This is a genomic window from Haliea alexandrii, assembly GCF_003719295.1.
Classification (GTDB): domain Bacteria; phylum Pseudomonadota; class Gammaproteobacteria; order Pseudomonadales; family Halieaceae; genus Haliea; species Haliea alexandrii.
Genome location: NZ_RFLW01000001.1, coordinates 217976 through 238505, shown reverse-complemented (window position 1 = coordinate 238505; position 20530 = coordinate 217976). Strand labels below are relative to the sequence as shown.

Below are 20530 nucleotides of genomic sequence, written 5' to 3'. Positions count from 1 at the left end.
CTTCAGCCGTCGCCAGCGGCGCTCGCGGGCGCGCTGCGCAGGCCGAGGATGTTGACCCCCTTGAGCAATGTGAGAGCTTCGTAAAGCTGGTTGTCGGTACCCAGTAAGCCTTCCGACGGGCGCTGGCTACGGCGTGTTTCACCGTTGACGTTATCCAGCCGGCGTGTGAGGTCGGCTTCGGTAATCTGGTTGGAGGTGTCGTAGGCGGTGACCTGCGCGCGCTCTACGATAATGTCCGGCTCAATGCCTGCCGCCTGAATGGAGCGCCCGTTGGGCGTAAAGTAGAGCGCGGTGGTCAGCTTGACGGCGCGCGATTCCGAGATGGGCATCACGGTTTGCACGGAGCCCTTGCCGAAGCTGTCGGTGCCCATGATCACGGCGCGTTTCTGGTCCTGCAGTGCGCCGGCAACAATCTCGGATGCGCTCGCCGAGCCACCGTTGATGAGCACCACCAGTGGCGCGCCATTACTGACGTCACCGGCATCGGCGGCGTAACGCATTGCGGAGTTCGCCAGTCGACCTTCGGTGTAGACCACCAGCCCGCCATCCATAAACAACCCCGCCACATCCACGCTCGCACCCAGTACGCCACCGGGGTTGTTGCGCAGGTCCAGCACCAGGCCCTTGAGCGACGACTTGGCCATGAGCCGCTCCAGCGCAGCGCCGACATCATCGCCGGTGCCGGTCTGGAACTGGGCCACGCGAATATAGCCGTAGCCGGGCTCGAGGAAACGCTCGCGCACGCTTGCGACCTTGATGGTGTCGCGCTTCAGGGTGATGTCGAAGGGCTGGCTGGCGCCGGGGCGTCCAATCTGCAGCTCGATCGGGCTGCCCTTGGGGCCACGCATCAGCTCAATGGCTTCATTCAAGGACAGCCCTTTGACCTGCTTGCCATCCAGTTTGAGAATCAGGTCGCCGCTCATCAGCCCGGCTTCGGCGGCGGGGGAGCCGTCGATGGGCGCGACGATTTTCACGTAGCCATCTTCCATACCCACTTCAATGCCCAGCCCGCTGAACTCGCCACTGGTGTTGCTTTGCAGGTCTTCAAACGCCTCTTCGGTCAGGTACGCCGAGTGCGGGTCCAGGTTCATCAGCATGCCCTGGATGGCGTATTCCAGCAGCGTGCTGTCGTCGATTTCCTCCACGTAGCCAATGCGGATCTGGTTGAACACGTCGGCGAAGGTGCGCAGTTCGTCCAATGGCAGTTCGGCATTCTGCTGTGTGTGCTGTGCCAGCGCTGCGGGCGCTCCCAGAAAGCAGGCCAGAAGCGCATTGCGCAGCGCTGCCAGGGGAGAAAACTGTGAGTGCATGGGTTACCGCCGTCGGCGTTGCGCCGTTGCCAGGTGAAAGTGTGCAGTGTAACCGATTCCGGCTGAAACCGCGCTAGCGCGGGGCTCTAGCGGCACCAGGCAACCGGATCGAGAGGCTTGCCATCCTTGCGGATTTCGAAATACAGGGCCGCCCGCTCAAGGCCGCCGCTGCTGCCCACAGTGCTCACCGGTGTACCCGGTGCCACCCACTCCCCCACCTCTTTCAGCAGGCTTTGGTTGTGGGCGTAGAGGCTCATGTAGCCATCGCCATGATCGACGATCAGCAGTAGGCCGGAGCCGCGCAACCAGTCGGCGAACACAACGCGGCCATGGTGAATGGCACGCACGGTGCTGCCTTCGTCGGCGGTCAGGTTGATGCCCTGCCAGCGCATGCCGCCCAGGCCCCGGCTGGCGCCAAAACTGTTGTTGCGACGCGCATCCACGGGCCAGGTCATGCTGCCCTTGCGGCTGGCGAAGGGTTTGTAATCCGCCGGCAGCTCGATTTCCACGATGGCCTGCTTGATCGATTCCAGCAGCTGCTCCAGCTCCTCGCGGTCCCGCTCCAGTTGCTGCAGCTCATCATCCTTGTTGCGGATATTGGTGGCGAGCGCGGCAATGGCCTGTTCGCGCTCTGCGCGCGAGGCCAACAGCGCTTCCTGCTGGCTTTGCAGTTCTGCCTGTTGCTCGCCCAGTTGCCGGGCGGCGGCTTCGCTGCGTGCCGCCACGGCAGCCAGTTCGGCAAGCGTGGCACGGTAAGTGACGACGAGTTCGTTGCGCGCCTGGAAGAAGTAGCGATAGTAGGCCATGGCGCGTGCCACGGTATGCGGGCTTTCCTGGTTCAGCAGCACTTTCACCGTGCCCTGCTGGCCCATTTGCCAGGCGGCGCGCAGTTCCGTGCCAATGCGCACCTGTTGGCGGTCGCGCGCGGCTTCCAGTTCGGCGCTGCGGCTGGCAAGCGATGCTAGTTCGGCTTCGGTGTTGCGGATGGCCTCGCGGTTGTTGCCGATGGCCTGCTGTAACTGGCCCAGGCGCCGTTCCGCTTCGCGCAGCTGCTTCTGTTCGGTGCTGAGCTGGTTGCGCGCGCGGTCCAGCTGGTTGGTGACTGACTTTATCTGGGCCTGCAGCTCGGCGAGGCTGGCGCGCGCGGCATCCTCTTCGCCTTCCGCCCAGGCGGGGGTTCCCAGTGGCGGGCTGAGCAGGCCCACGGCCAGTATCAGGCCTGCACAGTGCCGGCGCAGGCGCAGCATGGCCCTACGCCTTGCAGTCGGCCAGGCTGTGCCCGGTCATTTCTGCCGGTTGTGCAAGGTTCATAAGGCACAGCAGGGTGGGCGCAATGTCAGCCAGGATGCCGCCGGCCGCGTCCAGTTCACAGGGCCGCTGGCCGATGTACACCAGGGGCACATGCTCGGTGGTGTGCTGGGTATGCAATTGGCCGGATTCGTAGTCGAGCATCTGCTCGCAGTTGCCGTGATCGGCGGTTACCAGGGCCTGTCCGCCCACCTCCAGCAGAGCGGCCTCCACCCGCCCCAGACAGGTGTCCAGCGCTTCCACGGCCTTGACTGCAGCGCCGAAGATGCCGGTATGGCCGACCATGTCGCCGTTGGCGTAGTTGCAGACGATGAAGTCGTAGTGGCCGCTGTGGATAGCCTCCACCAGCTTGTCGGTCACCTCGGGCGCACTCATCTCGGGCTTGAGGTCGTAGGTGGCAACGTCTGGCGACGGTATCATGATGCGTTCTTCGCCCGGAAAGGTGTCTTCCCGTCCACCGCTGAAAAAGAAGGTGACGTGGGCGTATTTTTCAGTCTCGGCTATACGCAGCTGGGTTTTGCCCTGCTCGCCCAGGTAGGCGCCGAGCACGTTGTCGAGGTGCTCGGGGGGAAACGCGCAGGGTGCGTCGATATCTGCGGCGTATTCGGTGGTGGTGACGAAGCCTGCGAGCAGCGGCACGTGGCCCCGCTCGAAACCGGCAAAGGCGGGGTCGGTGAAAGCGCGGGTGAGCTGGCGCGCACGGTCAGAGCGGAAGTTCATGAACAGTACGCAGTCGCCATCGCGAATCGCGGCACTCTCCTCGCCCTCCGCCCCCACTGCGGTAGGCAACACGAATTCGTCGTTCTCATCTCTGGCGTAAGCGGCTGCCAGCGCGGCCTGCGCGGTAGGCGCGCGGTGTGCGGCACTGCCAGTGGTCAGCAGTTGCCATGCCTGTTCGATGCGCTCCCAGCGGTTGTCGCGATCCATTGCATAGTAGCGTCCGACAATACTCGCCACGCGGCCACAGTCGAGCTCGTTAAACAGTGCTTCGGCGCGAATCAACGATGCCTCGGCGCTGCGCGGCGGGGTATCCCGTCCGTCGAGGAAGGCGTGCAGATAAACCCGGCTGGCGCCTCGCGCTGCGGCCAGGCGCACGGCGGCGAGAATGTGGTCTTCGTGGCTGTGTACACCACCGGGCGAGAGCAGCCCCAGCACATGCACCGCGCCGCCACCGGTAACCGCGGCATCGATGGCACCGGTGTAGGCCGGGTTGCGGTCGAAACTGCCATCGGCAATGGCCTGGTCGATACGGGTGATGTTCTGGTAGATCACCCGGCCCGAGCCCAGGCTCATGTGGCCCACCTCGGAATTGCCCATCTGGCCCGCCGGCAAACCCACATCCAGCCCCGAACCTGAGACTAGCGTGTGCGGTGCGTCGCGCCAGAGCCGGTCCCACACTGGCGTGTTGGCCTGCACGATGGCGTTGTCGCGCGCCTCTTCGCGGTGGCCCCAGCCGTCGAGAATGATCAGTACTGTGGGTGTTTTACGGGCGTTGCTCATGCTCAATCCGTGCTCCGGTGGTCGCGTGTGGCCGGGGCTGGCCATTCTACCCTGTCGACGGGGGAATCGCATCGCCTCCAGGCGGCCCGACCTGCGCAGGGGGCTGTCAGGGGTGGCTGGTTGCCGCCGGGCATAGGCTGTATACTTGCGGCCTTTTCTGCAGCCCGCCCGCTGGTGTTTGGTGCAACTCGCACACGGGCCGGCGTTCGAACGTAATCTCAAAGGTGAGCACGCGACACGGTTATGGCCCTGTTTATTGAATTCTTTATGCAGCAGTGGGTGGTTTTTGCCGCACTGCTGGCGGTTGTCGTCATGCTGGTGATGCACGAGGCGCGCAAGTCCGGCCCCGCACTCACCCCGCAGCAGGCCATCACGCTGGTGAACGCGGAAGAGGGCATCTTTGTCGACCTGCGCGATGCCGCGGACTTCAAGAGCGGGCACATTGTCGATGCGCTGAACATACCGGCGGCCAAGCTGCCCGCGCGCATGGACGAGCTGGGCAAGTACCGGCAGCGCCCTGTGATCCTGGTGTGCAAGATGGGCCAGACCGCGGCTTCCGCGGGCAAGCAGCTCAAAGCCGCCGGCTACGAAAAGGTCTACAAGATGGGTGGCGGTATGCTGGAGTGGAGCAACCTGCAGCTGCCCACGGTCAAATAGGCCCCCGCCATGACTGCGCCGGTAACGCTTTACACAACTCGCTTCTGCCCCTACTGCGTGCGTGCGCGCAGCCTGCTGGCGGGCAAGGGCGTGGAATTTCTCGACATCCCGGTGGACGGTGACCGCGCCAAACGCGCCGAGATGGAGCGCCTGAGCGGGCGCCACACGGTACCGCAAATTTGGGTCGGCGACGTACACGTCGGCGGCTGCGACGAGCTGGTGGCGCTGGAGCGCCAGGGCCGTCTCGATTCCCTATTGGCCCAGGCGCAACCCGCCCCCGGCCGTTAACACAACCCGATGGAGGACGGCTCAATGGCCGATGAACAAGCACCCGCAGCAGGCGCCGCAGATGAAGCGGTACAACAGCAGTTCGTGTTGCAGCGTATTTACAACAAGGATCTGTCCTTTGAATCACCGGCCAGCCCCGGCGTGTTTCGCAAGCAGTGGCAGCCGAAGGTCAATGTCGACCTCAACACCAAGAGCGATGCCATCGACGAAAATGGCAACTATGAAGTGGTGTTGACGATTACGGTCACGGCCAAAATGGAAGAAGAGACCGCATTTCTGGTGGAAATCCAGCAGGCGGGTATTTTCCTGATCAAGGGTTTTGACGGTGAGAACCTGCGCCGGGTGTTGGCGACCGCTGCGCCGAATATCCTTTTCCCTTATGCCCGCGAAAACATCGATTCGCTGTGTGTGAAGGGCGGCTTTCCCCCGGTCATGCTCGCTCCGGTGAACTTCGACGGCCTGTACATGCAGGCGCTGGCGCGCTCACAGGAGCAGGGCGAGGCACCGGCTGCAGGTACCGCGAGCGCCACGGAACACTAAGCAGTACTCCGGCCACGCCCGGCGGGTGTGGCCGACCATCCCCCTCGCACCGCCTATTCCAGCCCGGGGAATCCCAGCTGGCGCAAGCCCTCGTAACACAGAATGGCCGCCGCATTGCTCAGGTTGAGGCTGCGGCTGTCTGTGCGCATGGGTATGCGCAACACCTGCTCTGCTGGCAGTGATGCCAGCAGCGCTTGCGGCAACCCCCGGGTTTCAGGTCCCAGCAGAATGGCATCGCCGGCGCGGAATTGTGCCTGGTGGTGCGGTGTGGTGCCGCGCGTGCTCACCGCGAGCAGGCGAGATTGCGGCAGGCTGCTGCGCAGGGCGTCCAGGGTGGGGTGCACGCAGACCTTGGCGAACTCGCGGTAATCGAGGCCTGCGCGCCGCAGACGGCGGTCATCCAGCTCGAAGCCCAGTGGCTCGATCAGGTGCAGCTGACAGCCGGTGTTGGCGCAAAGGCGAATGATGTTGCCGGTATTCGGCGGAATTTCCGGTTCGTACAGGACGATATTCAGCATGCGCGCAGTATGCCGTCCCTCAGTCGCTCATATCCAGATCTTTCATTTTGCGTGTGAGGGTGTTGCGGCCCCAGCCCAGCAGCTCAGCCGCGTCGCGCTTGCGGCCCTGGGTTTGCGCCAGCGCCACTTCAATCATCGCCCGCTCGAACATCGGTACTGCCTGGCGCAGAATATGATGCTTGCCCTGCTGCAGTTCCTTGCGCGCCCACTGCCCGAGTTGCTCGTTCCACTGCGACGAGGTGCCGCCGGCGACGGGTGTGGCGACCTTGCCCAGCTCCGGCGGCAGGTCGCGCAGGTGAATTTCGCGCCCTGACGCCATGACGGTCAGCCAGCGACAGGTGTTCTCCAGTTGGCGCACGTTGCCGGGCCAGGCGAGTGCGATGAGGAAACGCTCGGTGTCGGGTAGCAGGATTTTCGGCTCCCCGCCGAGCTCTTCTGCGGCCTTGCGGAAGAAGAACTTCATCAGCCGCGGTATGTCTTCCCGGCGCTCCGCCAGCCGCGGAATGTGAATGCGGATGACGTTCAGACGGTGGAACAGGTCTTCACGGAAGTCACCGCGCTGCACGCGTTCCTCGAGGTCCTGGTGGGTGGCGGCGATAATACGCACGTCCACCTTCACCGAGGTATGTCCGCCGACACGGTAAAACTCGCCGTCTGCCAGCACCCGCAGCAGGCGGGTCTGGGTCTCCGCCGGCATATCGCCAATTTCGTCGAGGAACAGGGTGCCGCCGTTGGCCTGCTCGAAGCGCCCTTCCCGCTTGCTGTTGGCGCCGGTGAAAGCGCCCTTTTCATGGCCGAACAGCTCTGACTCCATCAGGTCACGGGGAATGGCCGCCATGTTCAGGGCAATGAACGGACGCTGGGCCCGTGGGCTGTGGCGGTGCAGCGCCCGCGCCACCAGTTCCTTGCCGGTGCCGGATTCGCCGTTGATCAGCACGGTAATGTTGCTTTGCGCCAGGCGCCCGATGGCCCGGAACACCTCCTGCATGGCGGGTGCCTCGCCGATGATTTCGGTTTCCGGCAGCGCCTCGGGGAGCGTCATTTCGCCGCGTTTTTCCCGCGCCTGGGCGAGCGCCCGCTCGGTGATGGCTACCACCTCGTCAATATCAAAAGGCTTGGGCAGGTATTCGAACGCACCGCGCTGGTAAGAGGCAACGGCGCTTTCCAGGTCCGAGTGGGCGGTGGTGATGATGACCGGTAGTTCCGGGTGCTCGTCGTTGATGCGTGTCAGCAGGTCGAGGCCGTCGATGCCGGGCATGCGGATGTCGCTGATGATGACGTCCGGCCGCTCCGATAGCATGCGTTCGATGAGCTGGTCGCCATCGGAAAAGCTCTCGTTGTCGATGCCGGCCTGGCTGAGCGCGCGTTCCAGCACCCAGCGAATAGAGCTGTCATCATCCACGACCCAGACTTTAGCGTGTCTCTGCATGGCTCTGTTCCATTGGTAAATAGAGTGTAAAACGTGTGTTGCCCGGTTCGCTGCTACATTCCAGCAGGCCGCCGTGGCGGTTGACGATGGATTGGGCGATGGAAAGCCCCAGCCCCGTGCCATCGGGCCTGCCTGTCACCATGGGCACGAAAATCGCCTGCTGTATTTCGGCGGGAATGCCCGGCCCGTTGTCGATAATGTCCACACGGCAGACCAGCCGGTGGCGGTGACCGCCGATCGTGAATTGGCGCTGCGACCGTGTGCGCAGGAGAATCGTGCACGCCTCCGGCGAAGACGCCGCCTGCAAAGCATTGCGCATGATATTCAGCACTGCCTGAATGAGCTGCGCGCGGTCAACCGGCAGCGGTGGCAGGCTGGGATCGTAGTCGCGGTTGATGGTTACCGCGTTGTTCACCTCGGCTGAGATCAGGTTGCGCACATGCTCGATGATTTCGTGAATATTGACCGGCTCGATGGCCAGTCGCTGGTTGGGGCCAAGCAGCCGATCGACGAGGTCGCGCAGGCGATCCGCTTCGCGGATGATGATGCGTGTGTATTCGGCCAGCTCCTCGTTGGGCAGCTCCTTGGCCAGCAACTGGGCGGCGCCGCGCACCCCGCCCAGCGGATTCTTGATTTCGTGCGCCAGGCCGCGAATCACCGCACGGGTGGTTTCCTGCGCGTGCAACATGCTCTCTTCGCGGCTGATGCGCTGCAGCCGGTCAATCGGGATCAGCTCCAGCAAGAGGCTGTCACCCTGCTCCCCCTGGATGGCGGTGACAATCAGGTCGATCTGCACTTCCTGGCCGGCGTGTGTGGTGAGTAACATACCGCGGCGCGCGAGAGTCGCACGGGTGCTGCGTGCGTGCTTCAGGGTTTCCAGCAGTTCTGTCGCATGCAGGACCAGGTGGCTGGCATGTGCGCCCATGACGCGCGTGGCCGAGGCTTCCAGCAGCGCTTCGGCAGCGGAGTTGATGGCTGTCAGGCGCAGCTGTGCATCCAGGGCGATGACGCCGGTGCTGATGTGGTCCAGAATGTCGGGTCTCTGCTGCATGCCTGCCCCATGATTGACCGCCTGAGCGCGGTACGCCTGTTGGCAAAGCAAGAATGACGCCAACTTCCCTTAAGGGCTTACTTCTCCTAATCGTGCCGCTTAAAACTGAGTTTTCAGGGTAAGTGTGTGCTTACTTTATGCGTGGCAGTCGGCGCTGGCCGCGATTCTCGGGAGGCCGGCGTGTACTTCTTCAGCGCGCACGAATGAATTGCACCATTATAGTGCGCGACGGAGGCCAGGATGTCCAGCGTGGGGCTAGTTGCGGTTCTGGATGTTGTAGGGGCGCATCACCTGCACGTGGACCGAGGCGGAGCGCGCCAGTTCGGTGCCGTCGGCACCCAGGCGCACCACGCTCAGCGCGTGCCCACCGCGCAGCACGTTGGTCAGGGCCCAGCGACCGCTGGCCTGGGGCTCGCCTGCAGGCGTGCCATCGATCTGCAGTTGCAGCGCCTCGCCGGCGCCGAGGGGGGGTGTCGTCGTAGCTTCCACGGTGAAGTCGCCCTGCTGCCCCATGGGAATGACGGTCTGGTCCGCAGGCGAGGTGATAGTGACGTTCCGTTCCACGGTCGCCGCTGCCGCGCTGCTGCGTGCCGGCGCCCGCGGTGTGCTCCGCATCTCGGGTGCCGGCTGTGTGTTCAGGCGCTGCAATTTCACCTCTTCCCGGTTGGTGCCTTCCGCGGGGGGCTTGTCGGTGTAGACCACATTGCCCTGGGCATCGGTGGATTTGTAGATGGGCTGGTTGGCCTGCACGGTGGCTGAGAGCAGCAGTGACAATAACAGGAGGAAACGAATCATCGGCGGTGGGCCTCGCAAGCGGCAACGTGAGACAACCTTAGCAGACATTTCCCGGGCGCCCTACGCCAGATGCGCCAGCAGTAGCGCAAAAAAAGGCCCGCACATGGCGGGCCTTGCAACAGCAATCCGCGTTTTACACGGAGTAGTACATGTCGAACTCGACCGGGTGCGTGGTCATGTTCAGACGTTCAATGTCTGCCGATTTCAGGTCGATGTAGCCATCGATCATATCGTCGGTAAACACGCCGCCGGCGGTCAGGAAGCCGCGGTCCTCATCAAGCGACTTTAGCGCTTCGCTCAGGCTGGAGCACACGGTGGGGATGGCCTTGCCTTCCTCGGGCGGCAGGTCGTAAAGATCCTTGTCGGCGGCATCGCCGGGGTGGATCTTGTTCTGGATGCCGTCCAGGCCGGCCATCAGCAGGGCCGCAAACGCCAGGTAGGGGTTGGCTGCCGGGTCGGGGAAACGCACTTCCACGCGCTTGCCCTTGGGGCTGGCAACGTAGGGGATACGAATCGACGCTGAGCGGTTGCGGGCCGAATAGGCCAGCATCACCGGCGCTTCAAAGCCAGGCACCAGGCGCTTGTAGGAGTTGGTCGCCGGGTTGGTGAAGGCATTCAGCGCCTTGGCGTGCTTGATTACGCCGCCAATGTAGTACAGCGCGGTTTCCGACAGGCCGGAGTAGCCGTCACCAGCAAAGGTGTTGGTGCCGTCCTTGGAGATGGACATGTGGACGTGCATGCCGGAGCCGTTATCACCGACCAGCGGCTTGGGCATAAAGGTTGCCGTTTTGCCGTAGGCGTGTGCCACGTTGTGCACGCAGTATTTGAGGATCTGGACTTCGTCCGCCTTTTTCACCAGCGTATTGAACTTGACGCCGATCTCACACTGGCCGGCGGTACCCACTTCGTGGTGGTGTACTTCAACGCCCAGACCCATTTGCTCCATCGCGGTGCACATGGCTGCGCGGATGTCGTGCAGTGAGTCCACTGGAGGTACGGGGAAGTAGCCGCCTTTGACCCGCGGGCGGTGGCCGGTGTTGCCGTCTTCCTGATGCAGGTTGGATGACCAGGCTGCCTCGGATGAGCTGATAGCGTAGCCGGCGCCGGAGATGTCCGCGTGCCACTTGATGTCATCGAAAACGAAAAACTCGGGTTCGGGGCCGAAGAACGCGGTGTCACCGATGCCGGTAGTCTTCAGATATTCCTGGGCGCGGTGTGCAACGGAGCGCGGGTCGCGCTCGTAGCCCTGCATGGTGCTGGGCTCAACGATGTCGCAGCGCAGGATAACGGTGGTGTCGTCGGTGAAGGGGTCGAGAACGGCAGTGCTGTCGTCCGGCATCAGGATCATGTCGGATTCGTTGATGCCTTTCCAGCCGGCGATGGAGGAGCCATCAAACATCTGGCCATCTTCAAAGAAATCATCGTCCACGGCGCTTGCGGGCAGGGTGACGTGCTGTTCCTTGCCTTTGGTGTCCGTGAAGCGCAGGTCAACCCATTTTGCTTCGCTATTCTTGATCAGGTTCAGAGTGTGCTCTGACATTGGATGTCCTCCATGGGGTGTAAAGTCGTGCCACAGTGTTCGGCGCAGTGCGTGTTCCTGGTGCGGCGGTTGCTTGCGAGCGCCCCGTCAGCGGCCAGCGAATCTTGGCAGGATTCCTAGGAGCAAAACCCATGCCAGAATTCTGAGGGGCCTAAGCCCCTGTTTTGCCGCAGTTTATCATTGCCGGTCCGGCCGTGCGCTATACCGGTGCGTTATTTTGATGCACGAGTGCATTATTTTGGTGCGTCACGGCTTGGGCGCAAACCGGCTGCAGGTGTCCGCTGCGGGTGCCACGCAGGGTATTGCGGCTGAATACCGCATTATCACCGGAAACGGATTCTGCGCTCGCCGTGGTGCTGAGGTATAATCCGCCGCCTTTTTTGCTGCCGGGTGACCGGTTTGAGGAATTCCCCTTGATTGAGAAGCTTCGCAACATCGCCATTATCGCCCACGTTGACCACGGCAAAACCACGCTCGTGGACTGCCTGCTGAATCAGTCGGGGACACTTGATCGTCGCTCCGAGGGGGCCGAGCGCATCATGGACTCCAACGACCAGGAGCGGGAGCGCGGCATCACCATTCTGGCCAAGAACACGGCCATTCGCTGGAACGACTACCGCATCAACATCGTGGACACGCCCGGACACGCCGATTTTGGCGGCGAAGTCGAGCGCGTACTCTCCATGGTGGATTCCGTCCTGTTGCTGGTGGATGCGGTAGACGGCCCCATGCCGCAAACTCGCTTTGTGACCTCCAAGGCCTTCGAGCAAGGCCTTAACCCGATTGTTGTCATCAACAAGGTGGACCGCCCGGGCGCGCGTCCCGACTGGGTGGTAGACCAGGTTTTCGACCTGTTTGATCGCCTCGGGGCCACCGATGAGCAGCTCGACTTCCCCATTGTGTTCGCCTCTGCCATTCAGGGGATAGCCGGCCTCGACCACGAGGACATGGCGGACGATATGCAGCCGCTGTTCGAGACCATTATCGAGAAGGTGCCCACTCCTGCGGTTGATCGCGAGGGGCCGCTGCAGCTGCAGATCAGTGCACTGGACTACAACAGCTATGTCGGTGTTATCGGCGTCGGCCGCGTAACCCGCGGCACCCTGAAGCCGAACACCCAGGTGACGGTCATCGACCGCGAAGGCAAAACCCGCAACGGGCGCGTGCTGCAGGTCATGGGCTACATGGGGCTCGAACGAGTGGAAGTTCAGTCCGTCGCGGCCGGCGACATTGTCTGTGTGACCGGTATCGAGGGCTTGAATATTTCCGACACGTTGTGCGACCCCGCTACCGTGGAGGCGCTGCCGCCGCTAACCGTGGATGAGCCCACCGTGAGCATGACGTTCCAGGTGAACGATTCGCCGTTCGCCGGCCGCGAAGGCAAATTCGTGACGACCCGCAACATCAAGGAGCGCCTGGAGCGCGAACTTATCCACAACGTGGCGCTGCGGGTTGAGCCGGGCGATTCACCGGACAAGTTCAAGGTATCCGGGCGCGGCGAGCTGCACCTCTCGGTGCTGATCGAAAGCATGCGTCGCGAAGGCTTTGAGCTCGGTGTTTCGCGCCCCGAGGTGATTCAGAAAGAAATCGATGGCGTGATGCAGGAGCCCTACGAGCAGCTGGTGATCGACTGTGAGGAGCAGCACCAGGGCGCCATCATGGAAGAGCTGGGCCTGCGCCGTGCCTCGCTGGAAAACATGACGCCGGACGGCAAGGGCCGGGTGCGTCTGGAATTCATTATCCCCGCGCGTGGCCTGATCGGTTTCCGCGGCCTGTTCCTGACCCTCACCTCAGGCAGCGGCATTCTGACCCACGTGTTCGACCACTACGGTGCGGTGAAGAATCAGGAGATCGCCAAGCGCAGCAACGGCGTGCTGGTGTCCATGGTGAAAGGCAAGACACTGGCCTACTCCCTGTTCAACCTGCAGGACCGCGGACGCCTGTATATCGGCCCCAACGTGGAAGTGTATGAAGGTCAGATCATTGGCCTGCACAGTCGTGGCAACGACCTCACCGTGAACCCGATCAAGGGCAAGCAGTTGACCAACGTGCGGGCATCCGGAACGGATGAGGCGCTGACGCTGACCCCGCACGTGCGCCACAGTCTGGAGCAGGCGCTGGAATTCATCGAGGACGACGAGCTGGTTGAAGTCACCCCGGAGAGCATTCGCCTGCGCAAGAAGCTCCTGCTGGAACACGAGCGGCGTCGTGCCGGGCGTGGCTGAGGCGCGGTCAGCGGCATGAAGGCCCTGCTGCAGCGCGTGACCACGGCCAGAGTGACCGTGGGTGAGCGCTCTGTCGGGGTAATCGGCAGCGGTTTACTGGTGTTTCTCGGGCTGGAGCAGGGCGATCAGCGTGAGGCGGGCGCGCGCCTGCTGCAGCGCATACTCGACTACCGGATTTTCCCCGATGCGGACGGGCGCATGAACCGCAGCGTGACGGACGTGGGCGGAGAAGTGCTGCTGGTTTCCCAGTTCACACTCGCTGCGGATACCGGCAAGGGCCTGCGCCCGGGCTTCTCCACCGCCATGGCGCCGGCCGAGGCCGAGCCGTTCTACGCGTGGATGCTGGCCGAGCTGCGCGCGCGCCATGCCGGCGTGGCTGCCGGTGAATTTGGTGCCAATATGCAGGTGAGCCTGGTCAATGATGGCCCGGTGACGTTCCTGCTGGAATCTAGCCCGGCTTGAACTGCATGTGGATGTGGAAGATGCCGTCCTCCAGGTATGGCTCGCCCGCCGCCACAAACCCCACGCTGGCGTAAAAGCTGCGCAGGTAGGCCTGGGCGCCGATGGCAATGCCCGCACCCGGCCATTGTGCCAGGTTGAAGTCGATGCCTCTCTGCACCAGTTCGCGGCCCAGGCCCGTGCCTCGGGTACTGGTAGCCACGACAATTCGCCCCAGCGAACTCTCGGGGTAGCTCAGACCCGGCGGCAGGCAGCGCTGATAGGCGAGCGCCTGCTCTCCGCTCACGCAGCGCATATGCCAGCTCTCGGCATCGAGACCGTCGAGATCGCGGTACACGCAGGCCTGCTCTACCACGAAGATGTCTTGGCGCAGCTGCAGCACTGCATAGAGCTCAGCCGCCGTCAGCGCCTCGAACCGGCTGTTATGCCAGTGCCCGTTCACGCTCAGTGGTGGTGTCCGCCGACGCCGTGCGCATGGCCGTGTGACCGCTCCTCGGCACTGGCTTCGCGGACCTCGACGATCTCGATAGCAAAGCGCAGTGATTGCCCGGCAAGTGGGTGGTTGGTGTCGATCTCGGCGCTGTGGCGGCCCACCTTGAGCACGGTCACGGGGTGGCGCCCCTCGCTGGTGTTGAGCTGCACGGTCATCCCCGGTCGCAGTTTGCCGTGGTACACCAGGTGCTTTACTGGCACCTTCTGCTCGCGGCCCTCCCTGCGCTCGCCGTAGGCGTCTGCGGGTGTCAGCTCGATGTCTGTCTGCGCGCCGGTCTCCAACCCCTCCAGCGCGGCTTCCAGTGCCGGCAGAATGTTGTTGGCGCCGTGCAGGTAGGCGCTGGGGTCGCCGCCTCGGGAGGATTCCAGCTCGTCGCCGGCAGTGTTGTGCAACGAGTAATGAAAGGTAACAACGGTGTCTTGGCTGATTTTCACTGTGGTACGATCCGCGAGAGTAAAGTCGGCGATGTTAGCATGCCCGGCAGCCCGGGTGGCATTGTCCCCGGCGACAAATCGCTGCATTGGCGATTCTCCGGTGCCTGAATAGTTGGTAGTATGCGGGGGCTGTTCGGCGCCGGCAGACAGGGTAGGCCTGCGCGGCTGCCGAAGGTGGGCCCATGGCCTTGCGAAGACTGACGAAGAGCACGGTGATGCTGGCAAACGCTGAACTTTCTCCCGACTTTACCCACCTCAACCAGCAGTTCAAGGAACTGGTGTCGGCGCTGATCGAGAGTGTCGACATCCAGCCCGTGCAGGTACAGGTGGAGGCGGTGCGCAACGGCTCGTTCCGCGGCTTTGATGCTACCCGGTTCTATCTCGTCGCAAGCGGTTCACTCACCGCCCGCTACCTCGGCCGCACGGTCTACCTGCTCGACGAGGGCGACCTCCTGCTGCCGGATATTGCCGGCACCAGCAACGCCAATATGGCTGTGGTTTACGGCAGTGAGGCCGGTGCCAGCCTCTACGCGTTTCCAGGCCTGGAACTCATGCAAAAAGTGTTCAGTAACACGGCGGCCACCAAGGTGTGGACCCGTCTGTTGGTCACTTATGCGGGCCTCATGCTGCGTATCACGGCGGCCAATACCCCCGAGTCAGGGCTGGCGACGCCGGGTTTCGAGGAATTCCAGCCGGGTGACGTGATCATCCAGCAGGGTGAGCGCGCCGACTACGTGTTCAACCTCTCTGCCGGCAGCGCCGACGTGCTCGTGGACGATGTCGTAGTGGGCCGCATCAATGAAGGGGAAATCTTCGGTGCCATGGCGGCGCTCACCCAGTCCGACCGCAGTGCCACGGTGCGCGCGCGCACCCGCTGCTCCGTAGTGAAGGTGCGCAAGGAGCAGTTCACCGACCTCATTGCCAACAACCCGGCCACCATTCACAGCCTGCTGGTGGATATGGCCAATTCGATTGTCAATCTCAACGAGCAACTGGTTGCCACACGCAACGTCCCGCACGAACGCTGAGCGCCGGCTGCCGGAGCCGCACCCCTGTGCGGCGGCAGCTGTTACTCCTGAGATTATGGAAACAGGCTTTTTTGCATGTCCGATATAGTGGAAATTGACAACGATGGCATCGAGCAGGTCTCGATGCATCAGTACACGGAAAAAGCGTATCTGGACTATTCCATGTACGTCATCCTCGACCGCGCGCTGCCGCACATCGGCGACGGGTTGAAGCCGGTTCAGCGGCGCATTGTCTATGCCATGAGCGAGCTGGGCCTGAAGGCCACGGCAAAGTTCAAGAAATCCGCGCGCACCGTGGGCGACGTGATCGGCAAGTTTCACCCGCACGGTGACAGCGCCGCCTACGAGGCGATGGTGCTCATGGCGCAGGACTTCAGCTACCGCTACCCGCTGGTGGATGGCCAGGGGAACTGGGGGTCGCCGGACGATCCCAAGTCCTTCGCTGCCATGCGCTACACGGAATCGCGGTTGACTGCCTACGCTGAGGTGCTGTTGGGGGAGCTGGGCCAGGGCACGGTGGACTGGGTGCCGAACTTCGACGGCACAATGGATGAGCCCTCAGTGTTGCCGGCGCAGGTGCCTAACGTGCTGCTCAACGGCACCACCGGCATCGCGGTGGGTATGGCGACCGATATCCCGCCGCACAACCTGCGCGAGGTGGTCAGCGCCGCCGTGCACCTGCTGGAATCCCCGCGGGCCACGCTGGAGGAACTCTGCGAGTTTGTGCAGGCGCCGGACTTTCCCACGGAAGCCGAGATCATCACGCCCCGGGAAGACATTCGTGCCCTGTATGCCTCAGGGCGCGGCGGTCTGCGCATGCGCGCTGTGTGGGAGCGCGAAGGCGGTGACATCATTGTGCGTGCCCTGCCCTACCAGGTGTCGGGTTCCCGCGTACTGGAGCAGATTGCGGGGCAAATGCAGGCGCGCAAGCTGCCCATGGTGGCCGACCTGCGCGATGAGTCGGACCACGAAAACCCGACGCGGTTAGTGATAGTGCCGCGCTCCAACCGGGTGGACGGTGAAGCGCTGATGAGCCACCTGTTCGCCACCACCGACCTGGAGAAAACCTACCGGGTTAACCTCAACATGATCGGCACGGATGGCCGCCCCGCAGTGAAGTCACTGGACCGCATTCTGCGCGAATGGCTGGCCTTCCGCACGGCAACCGTCCGCCGGCGCCTGGAATACCGTCTGGAGCGCGTGCTCAAGCGCCTGCATATTCTGGAAGGCTACCTGATTGCCTACCTGAATATCGACGAGGTGATTCATATCATCCGCACCGAGGACAAGCCCAAGCCGGCATTGATGGCTCGCTTTGGCCTCACTGACACCCAGGCCGAATCGATCCTCGAGTTGAAGCTGCGCAACCTGGCGAAGCTGGAGGAGATGAAGATCCGTGGCGAGCAGGACGAACTGGCCGCGGAGCGCGACTCACTGCAGCTCATTCTGGGCAGCGAGGCTCGTCTGAAAACCCTCATTCGCAAGGAGCTGCAGGCGGCGGCAGAGCAGTACGGCGACGATCGCCGTTCGCCGTTGACCAGCCGCGACGAGGCACGAGCGTTCAGCGAACTGGAACTGATGAGCGCTGACCCGATTACGGTGGTGCTGTCGGAAAAAGGCTGGATCCGTGCCGCCAAGGGCCACGAGGTGGAGTCGGCAAGTCTGAGCTACAAATCCGGAGACGCCTTCAAGCTCGACGCCCGCGGGCGCAGCAACCAGCCCACGGTGATACTCGACTCCACCGGCCGCGCCTACACGCTGGCTTCGCACAACCTGCCCTCGGCGCGCGGCCAGGGTGAACCCGTGACCGGCCGTATCAACCCGCCTTCCGGGGCCACTTTTGAAGGCCTGTTGCTGGCGGATGAGCAGCAACGCTTCTTGCTGGCCAGCGATGCCGGCTACGGCTTTGTCGCCGTGTATTCTGATCTGCAAACCAAGAACCGTGCGGGCAAGGGTGTGCTCTCGCTGCCCAAGGGTGGCCGTGTGCTGCAACCCTCGCCCGTGCCGGCGCAGAATGACGCGGCCTGGGTGGCGGCGTTGTCCAATGAGGGGCGTCTGCTGGTCTTCCCACTGGCGGACCTGCCCCAGCTGGCGCGTGGCAAAGGCAACAAGATACTGGGCATTCCTTCGGCGCGCGTGCAGGCACGGGAAGAATTCCTGGTGACCGTGCAGGTCATCAATGAAACCCAGTCACTGGTGATTCAGGCGGGTAAGCGCCACCTCACCCTCAAGTTCACCGAGCTGGAACATTACCGCGGCGAGCGCGGCCGGCGCGGCAACAAGCTGCCGCGGGGATTCCAGAAGGTGGACGGGATGCGGGTGGAGTAGCCCGTGCCTGTGCAGCGTCCGGTGCCAACCCCTCGACGTCGCGGTCGCCCCGCGAAGATCAGCCGCGAAAAAGTCATCGAAGCGGTGCTGTTGCTGCTGGAGGACGCTGCGCCCGATGAAGTGAGCATGGCGGACGTCGCGGCGCAGCTCAAAGTGCCGGTCATGTCGCTGTACAACCACTACCCGAATACCAGCGAGCTGTTGCAGTCGGTAGCCGACCACACATTCGGCCTGTTTCGCATGCCTGCCCTGCGCAGTGGCGCGCCTTGGCAGGACGAGTTGCTGGCCTGGCTGCGGGCGCTGGCCCGTCACTGCCAGCGTTACCCGGTCGCACTGCGCATGATTTCCATCGAAGGCCGGGCCACTCCGGCCTATCAGCGTATCGTGACACCGCTGCTGCACGTGCTGGAGTCATTGCAGCTCGACGAGCAGCGCGCGGCCCTGTTGTTGGCGTGGGTAACCAGTCAGGCTATGGGGCTTATCTACATCGAGGACTTTGCTGAGCCAGCGCGCCGGCTGGCGCCGCCCGGGCTGTCAGCGGACCAGGCCGATGCGGGTTGGCTCGCAGGCGTGGGTGCCGCACTGCCCGGCATCCGGCGTGAAGCGGTGCTCGAGCTGGGCTTCCGCTCGATCATCGCCGTGTTGGAGGAAGAAGCCGGAAAATAATTATGGAAAGTATTATTAAAAATAACTAGACTGTTTGTCAGCGCGGTCGGCTTTGCATCGACAGCTCAGCGTCCGCGACCCTCCTGATTCGATAAATACAGTAAAGAGGTGGTGACAATAATGAGCAAGACACTGATTCGTAACGGTACTGTGGTAGATGGCACGGGGGCTGCGGGGTTCGCAGCGGACGTACGCGTGCACGAGGGCGTAATTGCAGAGGTGGCGCCGGGCCTGACGCCCGCCGCCGATGAGACGGTTGTGGACGCAACCGGCTGCATTGTTTCCCCCGGCTTTATCGAGAGCCACACGCACTTTGACGGGGCCATGTGGTGGGACGAAGAGCTCGATCCCCTCCCCGGTTACGGTGTCACCTCGCTAATCATGGGTAACTGCGGTTTTTCCGTGGCGCCGGTCTCCGATGACGAGGCGGCCCGACGCGAGGTGGTGGGCATTTTCTCTTTCTTCGAGGATATTCCCGAGCAACCGTTTCTGAAGTCACTGCCCTGGGACTGGCGCAGCTGGCCCGAGTATCGCGATTCCATGGTGCGCAACGTGAAGCTGCCGGCCAACTATGCGGCATTCTGCGGCCACATCGCCCTGCGTCTGGCGGTCATGGGCCTTGAAGCCTGGGACCGGGCTGCAACGCCGACTGAAGTGGAGCAGATGTGTGGTTTGCTGGATGAAGCGCTGGCGGCCGGAGCGCTGGGCATGTCCACCAATCTGTTCGATCACGACGGCCAGGATCGCCCCGTGCCTTCCCTGCAGGCCGATGATCATGAACTCCAGTCTCTGATGGCGGTAATCAGCCGACACCCCGGAAGCACTTTGCAGGTAATTGTGGATACTTTCCGCAACATGACTGCGCCAGACACCATGCGTCGCATCGCCAAGCTGTCCGAAGGCATGCCGCTGCGTGTGCAATGGGCGGGCTTGCCCACACTGGTGTTCCAGCGCGACATGATGGGTATCCAGGCACCGCTGGTGGAGCTGCATGAGCAGTTCAAGCGTGAAGGCCGCGACTTCTGGACGGGCTACGCCCACATCGCGGTCACCTCAACCATGAGCGTGCAAAGCTCGCTGATTTTCGCGCAGTCCAACGACTATGTATGGCACGAAGTGGTGACCGCCGAGGGTGACGCGGCCAAGGAAGCGGTGCTGCGTGACCCCGACTGGCGTGCGCGTGCCCGTGAATCCTGGAACACCAAGGCATTCGAGTTTTCGCCATTTCCCGAAGGTCGTGCTGCGCACCTGCTGCTCATGAATTCGGACAATGGCGTGGGGCCCACGCATCTCACTCTCGGTGAGTACCAGCAGCAGATTGGTGCGCCGCACCCCTCCGATGCGATGGCGGAATGGTTGCTGGCCAATGGCCTGCAGTCTACCGTGACCATGCCGCCGTTCGAGTGTGACCGCGATATGGTATTGAGCCTGATGCGCGACCCCTACTCGGTCGGGAATATCAGCGATGCCGGTGCGCACGGTCAGATGCTCTGTGGCGGGGGTGAAAACGTCAAACTCTTCACCGACTTCGTGCGTTCGGGTGACTTGACGGTGGAAGAAGCGGTCTACATTCAGACGGGCAAGCTCGCCAACCACTTCGGCTTCCATGATCGCGGTGTACTGCAGGCGGGCAAGCGCGCTGACCTCACGGTTTTCAGCCTTGATGAGGTGCAGGAACGCGAGATGAAGCGGGTTTACGATGTACCCGACGGCAAGGGCGGCTTCACCTGGCGCTGGAGCCGCGATGCGGCGCCGATGCGCCTGACCATGGTCAATGGTGAGGTGACCTTCGACGGGCAGCAAAGTACACCGGCTCGCCCCGGCGAAATGCTGGCTCCCAGCGTCGCGGCGTAAGCGCTTGCGGGTGGCGGGTGTGCGCAGTTCTCACCCGCCATTTTTCTCCCGCCATCACCTGAACGGGGGGTCACAGCGGGGCCTCGCGCGGCTATTCTGAGCGTTCA

At 63.0% G+C, this 20530-nt stretch carries 19 protein-coding genes; 9 read left to right on the top strand and 10 right to left on the bottom strand.

What is annotated here, in order from left to right; all coding sequences use genetic code 11:
* Positions 1 to 2: 2 nt before the first annotated feature.
* The 3 genes from EGJ68_RS01100 to gpmI all read right to left on the bottom strand — a co-directional run bounded on the left by EGJ68_RS01100 (position 3) and on the right by gpmI (position 4118).
* Positions 3 to 1310 (bottom strand): S41 family peptidase, encoded by a 1308-nt coding sequence (locus EGJ68_RS01100; RefSeq protein WP_123032728.1) that lies wholly within the window; start codon positions 1308 to 1310, stop codon positions 3 to 5.
* Positions 1311 to 1396: 86 nt separating this feature from the next.
* Positions 1397 to 2557: a murein hydrolase activator EnvC family protein gene (locus EGJ68_RS01095; protein ID WP_123032727.1), complete on the bottom strand. Its 1161-nt coding sequence runs from the start codon at positions 2555 to 2557 to the stop codon at positions 1397 to 1399.
* Positions 2558 to 2561: 4 nt separating this feature from the next.
* On the bottom strand, positions 2562 to 4118 hold the full coding sequence (gene gpmI / locus EGJ68_RS01090) for a 2,3-bisphosphoglycerate-independent phosphoglycerate mutase (protein ID WP_123032726.1): 1557 nt from the start codon (positions 4116 to 4118) through the stop codon (positions 2562 to 2564).
* Positions 4119 to 4361: 243 nt separating this feature from the next.
* On the opposite strand from gpmI, the gene EGJ68_RS01085 reads away from it, so the two are divergent.
* Genes EGJ68_RS01085 through secB form a run of 3 tightly spaced genes read left to right on the top strand, consistent with a single transcriptional unit; the run spans position 4362 to position 5603 of the window.
* On the top strand, positions 4362 to 4775 hold the full coding sequence (locus EGJ68_RS01085; RefSeq protein ID WP_123032725.1) for a rhodanese-like domain-containing protein: 414 nt from the start codon (positions 4362 to 4364) through the stop codon (positions 4773 to 4775).
* A gap of 9 nt (positions 4776 to 4784) precedes the next feature.
* Positions 4785 to 5063, top strand: coding sequence for a glutaredoxin 3 (gene grxC, locus EGJ68_RS01080; RefSeq protein WP_123032724.1), 279 nt, complete (start codon positions 4785 to 4787; stop codon positions 5061 to 5063).
* A gap of 24 nt (positions 5064 to 5087) precedes the next feature.
* On the top strand, positions 5088 to 5603 hold the full coding sequence (gene secB / locus EGJ68_RS01075; protein WP_027950586.1) for a protein-export chaperone SecB: 516 nt from the start codon (positions 5088 to 5090) through the stop codon (positions 5601 to 5603).
* A gap of 53 nt (positions 5604 to 5656) precedes the next feature.
* Here the strand turns inward: secB and trmL are convergent, their stop codons facing one another.
* The 5 genes from trmL to glnA form a co-directional block, all read right to left on the bottom strand.
* A complete protein-coding gene (gene trmL / locus EGJ68_RS01070) occupies positions 5657 to 6121 on the bottom strand; it encodes a tRNA (uridine(34)/cytosine(34)/5-carboxymethylaminomethyluridine(34)-2'-O)-methyltransferase TrmL (RefSeq protein ID WP_123032723.1) in 465 nt (154 codons plus the stop codon).
* A gap of 19 nt (positions 6122 to 6140) precedes the next feature.
* Positions 6141 to 7550 (bottom strand): nitrogen regulation protein NR(I), encoded by a 1410-nt coding sequence (gene glnG / locus EGJ68_RS01065; protein WP_123032722.1) that lies wholly within the window; start codon positions 7548 to 7550, stop codon positions 6141 to 6143.
* Complete coding sequence (gene glnL / locus EGJ68_RS01060; protein ID WP_123032721.1) at positions 7534 to 8601, bottom strand: nitrogen regulation protein NR(II); 1068 nt, start codon at positions 8599 to 8601, stop codon at positions 7534 to 7536. Before glnL ends, glnG begins: the two co-directional genes overlap by 17 nt.
* A 255-nt stretch (positions 8602 to 8856) precedes the next feature.
* The gene (locus EGJ68_RS01055) at positions 8857 to 9396 is read right to left on the bottom strand and encodes a DUF4124 domain-containing protein (RefSeq protein WP_158283443.1); all 540 of its coding nucleotides are present in this window, start codon (positions 9394 to 9396) and stop codon (positions 8857 to 8859) included.
* Positions 9397 to 9529: 133 nt separating this feature from the next.
* The gene (gene glnA, locus EGJ68_RS01050; RefSeq protein ID WP_123032719.1) at positions 9530 to 10936 is read right to left on the bottom strand and encodes a glutamate--ammonia ligase; all 1407 of its coding nucleotides are present in this window, start codon (positions 10934 to 10936) and stop codon (positions 9530 to 9532) included.
* A 413-nt stretch (positions 10937 to 11349) separates the two neighbouring features.
* Here glnA and typA point away from each other — a divergent pair, with 413 nt between their 5' ends.
* A complete protein-coding gene (gene typA / locus EGJ68_RS01045; RefSeq protein WP_123033968.1) occupies positions 11350 to 13161 on the top strand; it encodes a translational GTPase TypA in 1812 nt (603 codons plus the stop codon).
* 15 nt (positions 13162 to 13176) lie between these two features.
* The gene (dtd, locus tag EGJ68_RS01040) at positions 13177 to 13623 is read left to right on the top strand and encodes a D-aminoacyl-tRNA deacylase (RefSeq protein ID WP_123032718.1); all 447 of its coding nucleotides are present in this window, start codon (positions 13177 to 13179) and stop codon (positions 13621 to 13623) included.
* Here the strand turns inward: dtd and EGJ68_RS01035 are convergent.
* On the bottom strand, positions 13610 to 14062 hold the full coding sequence (locus tag EGJ68_RS01035) for a GNAT family N-acetyltransferase (protein WP_233248631.1): 453 nt from the start codon (positions 14060 to 14062) through the stop codon (positions 13610 to 13612). The two genes, dtd and EGJ68_RS01035, sit on opposite strands and share 14 nt — an antisense overlap.
* Positions 14063 to 14064: 2 nt before the next feature.
* Positions 14065 to 14634, bottom strand: a complete 570-nt coding sequence (locus tag EGJ68_RS01030; RefSeq protein ID WP_123032717.1) for an FKBP-type peptidyl-prolyl cis-trans isomerase — start codon at positions 14632 to 14634, stop codon at positions 14065 to 14067.
* Positions 14635 to 14729: 95 nt separating this feature from the next.
* Here EGJ68_RS01030 and EGJ68_RS01025 point away from each other — a divergent pair, with 95 nt between their 5' ends.
* The 4 genes from EGJ68_RS01025 (at position 14730) to EGJ68_RS01010 (ending at position 20423) form a co-directional block, all read left to right on the top strand.
* Positions 14730 to 15575, top strand: coding sequence for a cyclic nucleotide-binding domain-containing protein (locus EGJ68_RS01025; RefSeq protein WP_233248630.1), 846 nt, complete (start codon positions 14730 to 14732; stop codon positions 15573 to 15575).
* 75 nt (positions 15576 to 15650) lie between these two features.
* Complete coding sequence (parC, locus tag EGJ68_RS01020) at positions 15651 to 17903, top strand: DNA topoisomerase IV subunit A (protein WP_123032715.1); 2253 nt, start codon at positions 15651 to 15653, stop codon at positions 17901 to 17903.
* 3 nt (positions 17904 to 17906) lie between these two features.
* A complete protein-coding gene (locus tag EGJ68_RS01015) occupies positions 17907 to 18569 on the top strand; it encodes a TetR/AcrR family transcriptional regulator (RefSeq protein ID WP_123032714.1) in 663 nt (220 codons plus the stop codon).
* A gap of 120 nt (positions 18570 to 18689) precedes the next feature.
* A complete protein-coding gene (locus EGJ68_RS01010; RefSeq protein ID WP_123032713.1) occupies positions 18690 to 20423 on the top strand; it encodes an N-acyl-D-amino-acid deacylase family protein in 1734 nt (577 codons plus the stop codon).
* Positions 20424 to 20530: the final 107 nt, after the last annotated feature.

Bases quoted from the DNA above. Each gene is read 5' to 3' on its own strand.
- EGJ68_RS01100 (WP_123032728.1), bottom strand. From the start codon at position 1,310: ATGCACTCACAGTTTTCTCCCCTGGCAGCGCTGCGCAATGCGCTTCTG.
- EGJ68_RS01095 (WP_123032727.1), bottom strand. From the start codon at position 2,557: ATGCTGCGCCTGCGCCGGCACTGTGCAGGCCTGATACTGGCCGTGGGC.
- gpmI (WP_123032726.1), bottom strand. From the start codon at position 4,118: ATGAGCAACGCCCGTAAAACACCCACAGTACTGATCATTCTCGACGGC.
- EGJ68_RS01085 (WP_123032725.1), top strand. From the start codon at position 4,362: ATGGCCCTGTTTATTGAATTCTTTATGCAGCAGTGGGTGGTTTTTGCC.
- grxC (WP_123032724.1), top strand. From the start codon at position 4,785: ATGACTGCGCCGGTAACGCTTTACACAACTCGCTTCTGCCCCTACTGC.
- secB (WP_027950586.1), top strand. From the start codon at position 5,088: ATGGCCGATGAACAAGCACCCGCAGCAGGCGCCGCAGATGAAGCGGTA.
- trmL (WP_123032723.1), bottom strand. From the start codon at position 6,121: ATGCTGAATATCGTCCTGTACGAACCGGAAATTCCGCCGAATACCGGC.
- glnG (WP_123032722.1), bottom strand. From the start codon at position 7,550: ATGCAGAGACACGCTAAAGTCTGGGTCGTGGATGATGACAGCTCTATT.
- glnL (WP_123032721.1), bottom strand. From the start codon at position 8,601: ATGCAGCAGAGACCCGACATTCTGGACCACATCAGCACCGGCGTCATC.
- EGJ68_RS01055 (WP_158283443.1), bottom strand. From the start codon at position 9,396: ATGATTCGTTTCCTCCTGTTATTGTCACTGCTGCTCTCAGCCACCGTG.
- glnA (WP_123032719.1), bottom strand. From the start codon at position 10,936: ATGTCAGAGCACACTCTGAACCTGATCAAGAATAGCGAAGCAAAATGG.
- dtd (WP_123032718.1), top strand. From the start codon at position 13,177: ATGAAGGCCCTGCTGCAGCGCGTGACCACGGCCAGAGTGACCGTGGGT.
- EGJ68_RS01030 (WP_123032717.1), bottom strand. From the start codon at position 14,634: ATGCAGCGATTTGTCGCCGGGGACAATGCCACCCGGGCTGCCGGGCAT.
- EGJ68_RS01025 (WP_233248630.1), top strand. From the start codon at position 14,730: ATGGCCTTGCGAAGACTGACGAAGAGCACGGTGATGCTGGCAAACGCT.
- parC (WP_123032715.1), top strand. From the start codon at position 15,651: ATGTCCGATATAGTGGAAATTGACAACGATGGCATCGAGCAGGTCTCG.
- EGJ68_RS01010 (WP_123032713.1), top strand. From the start codon at position 18,690: ATGAGCAAGACACTGATTCGTAACGGTACTGTGGTAGATGGCACGGGG.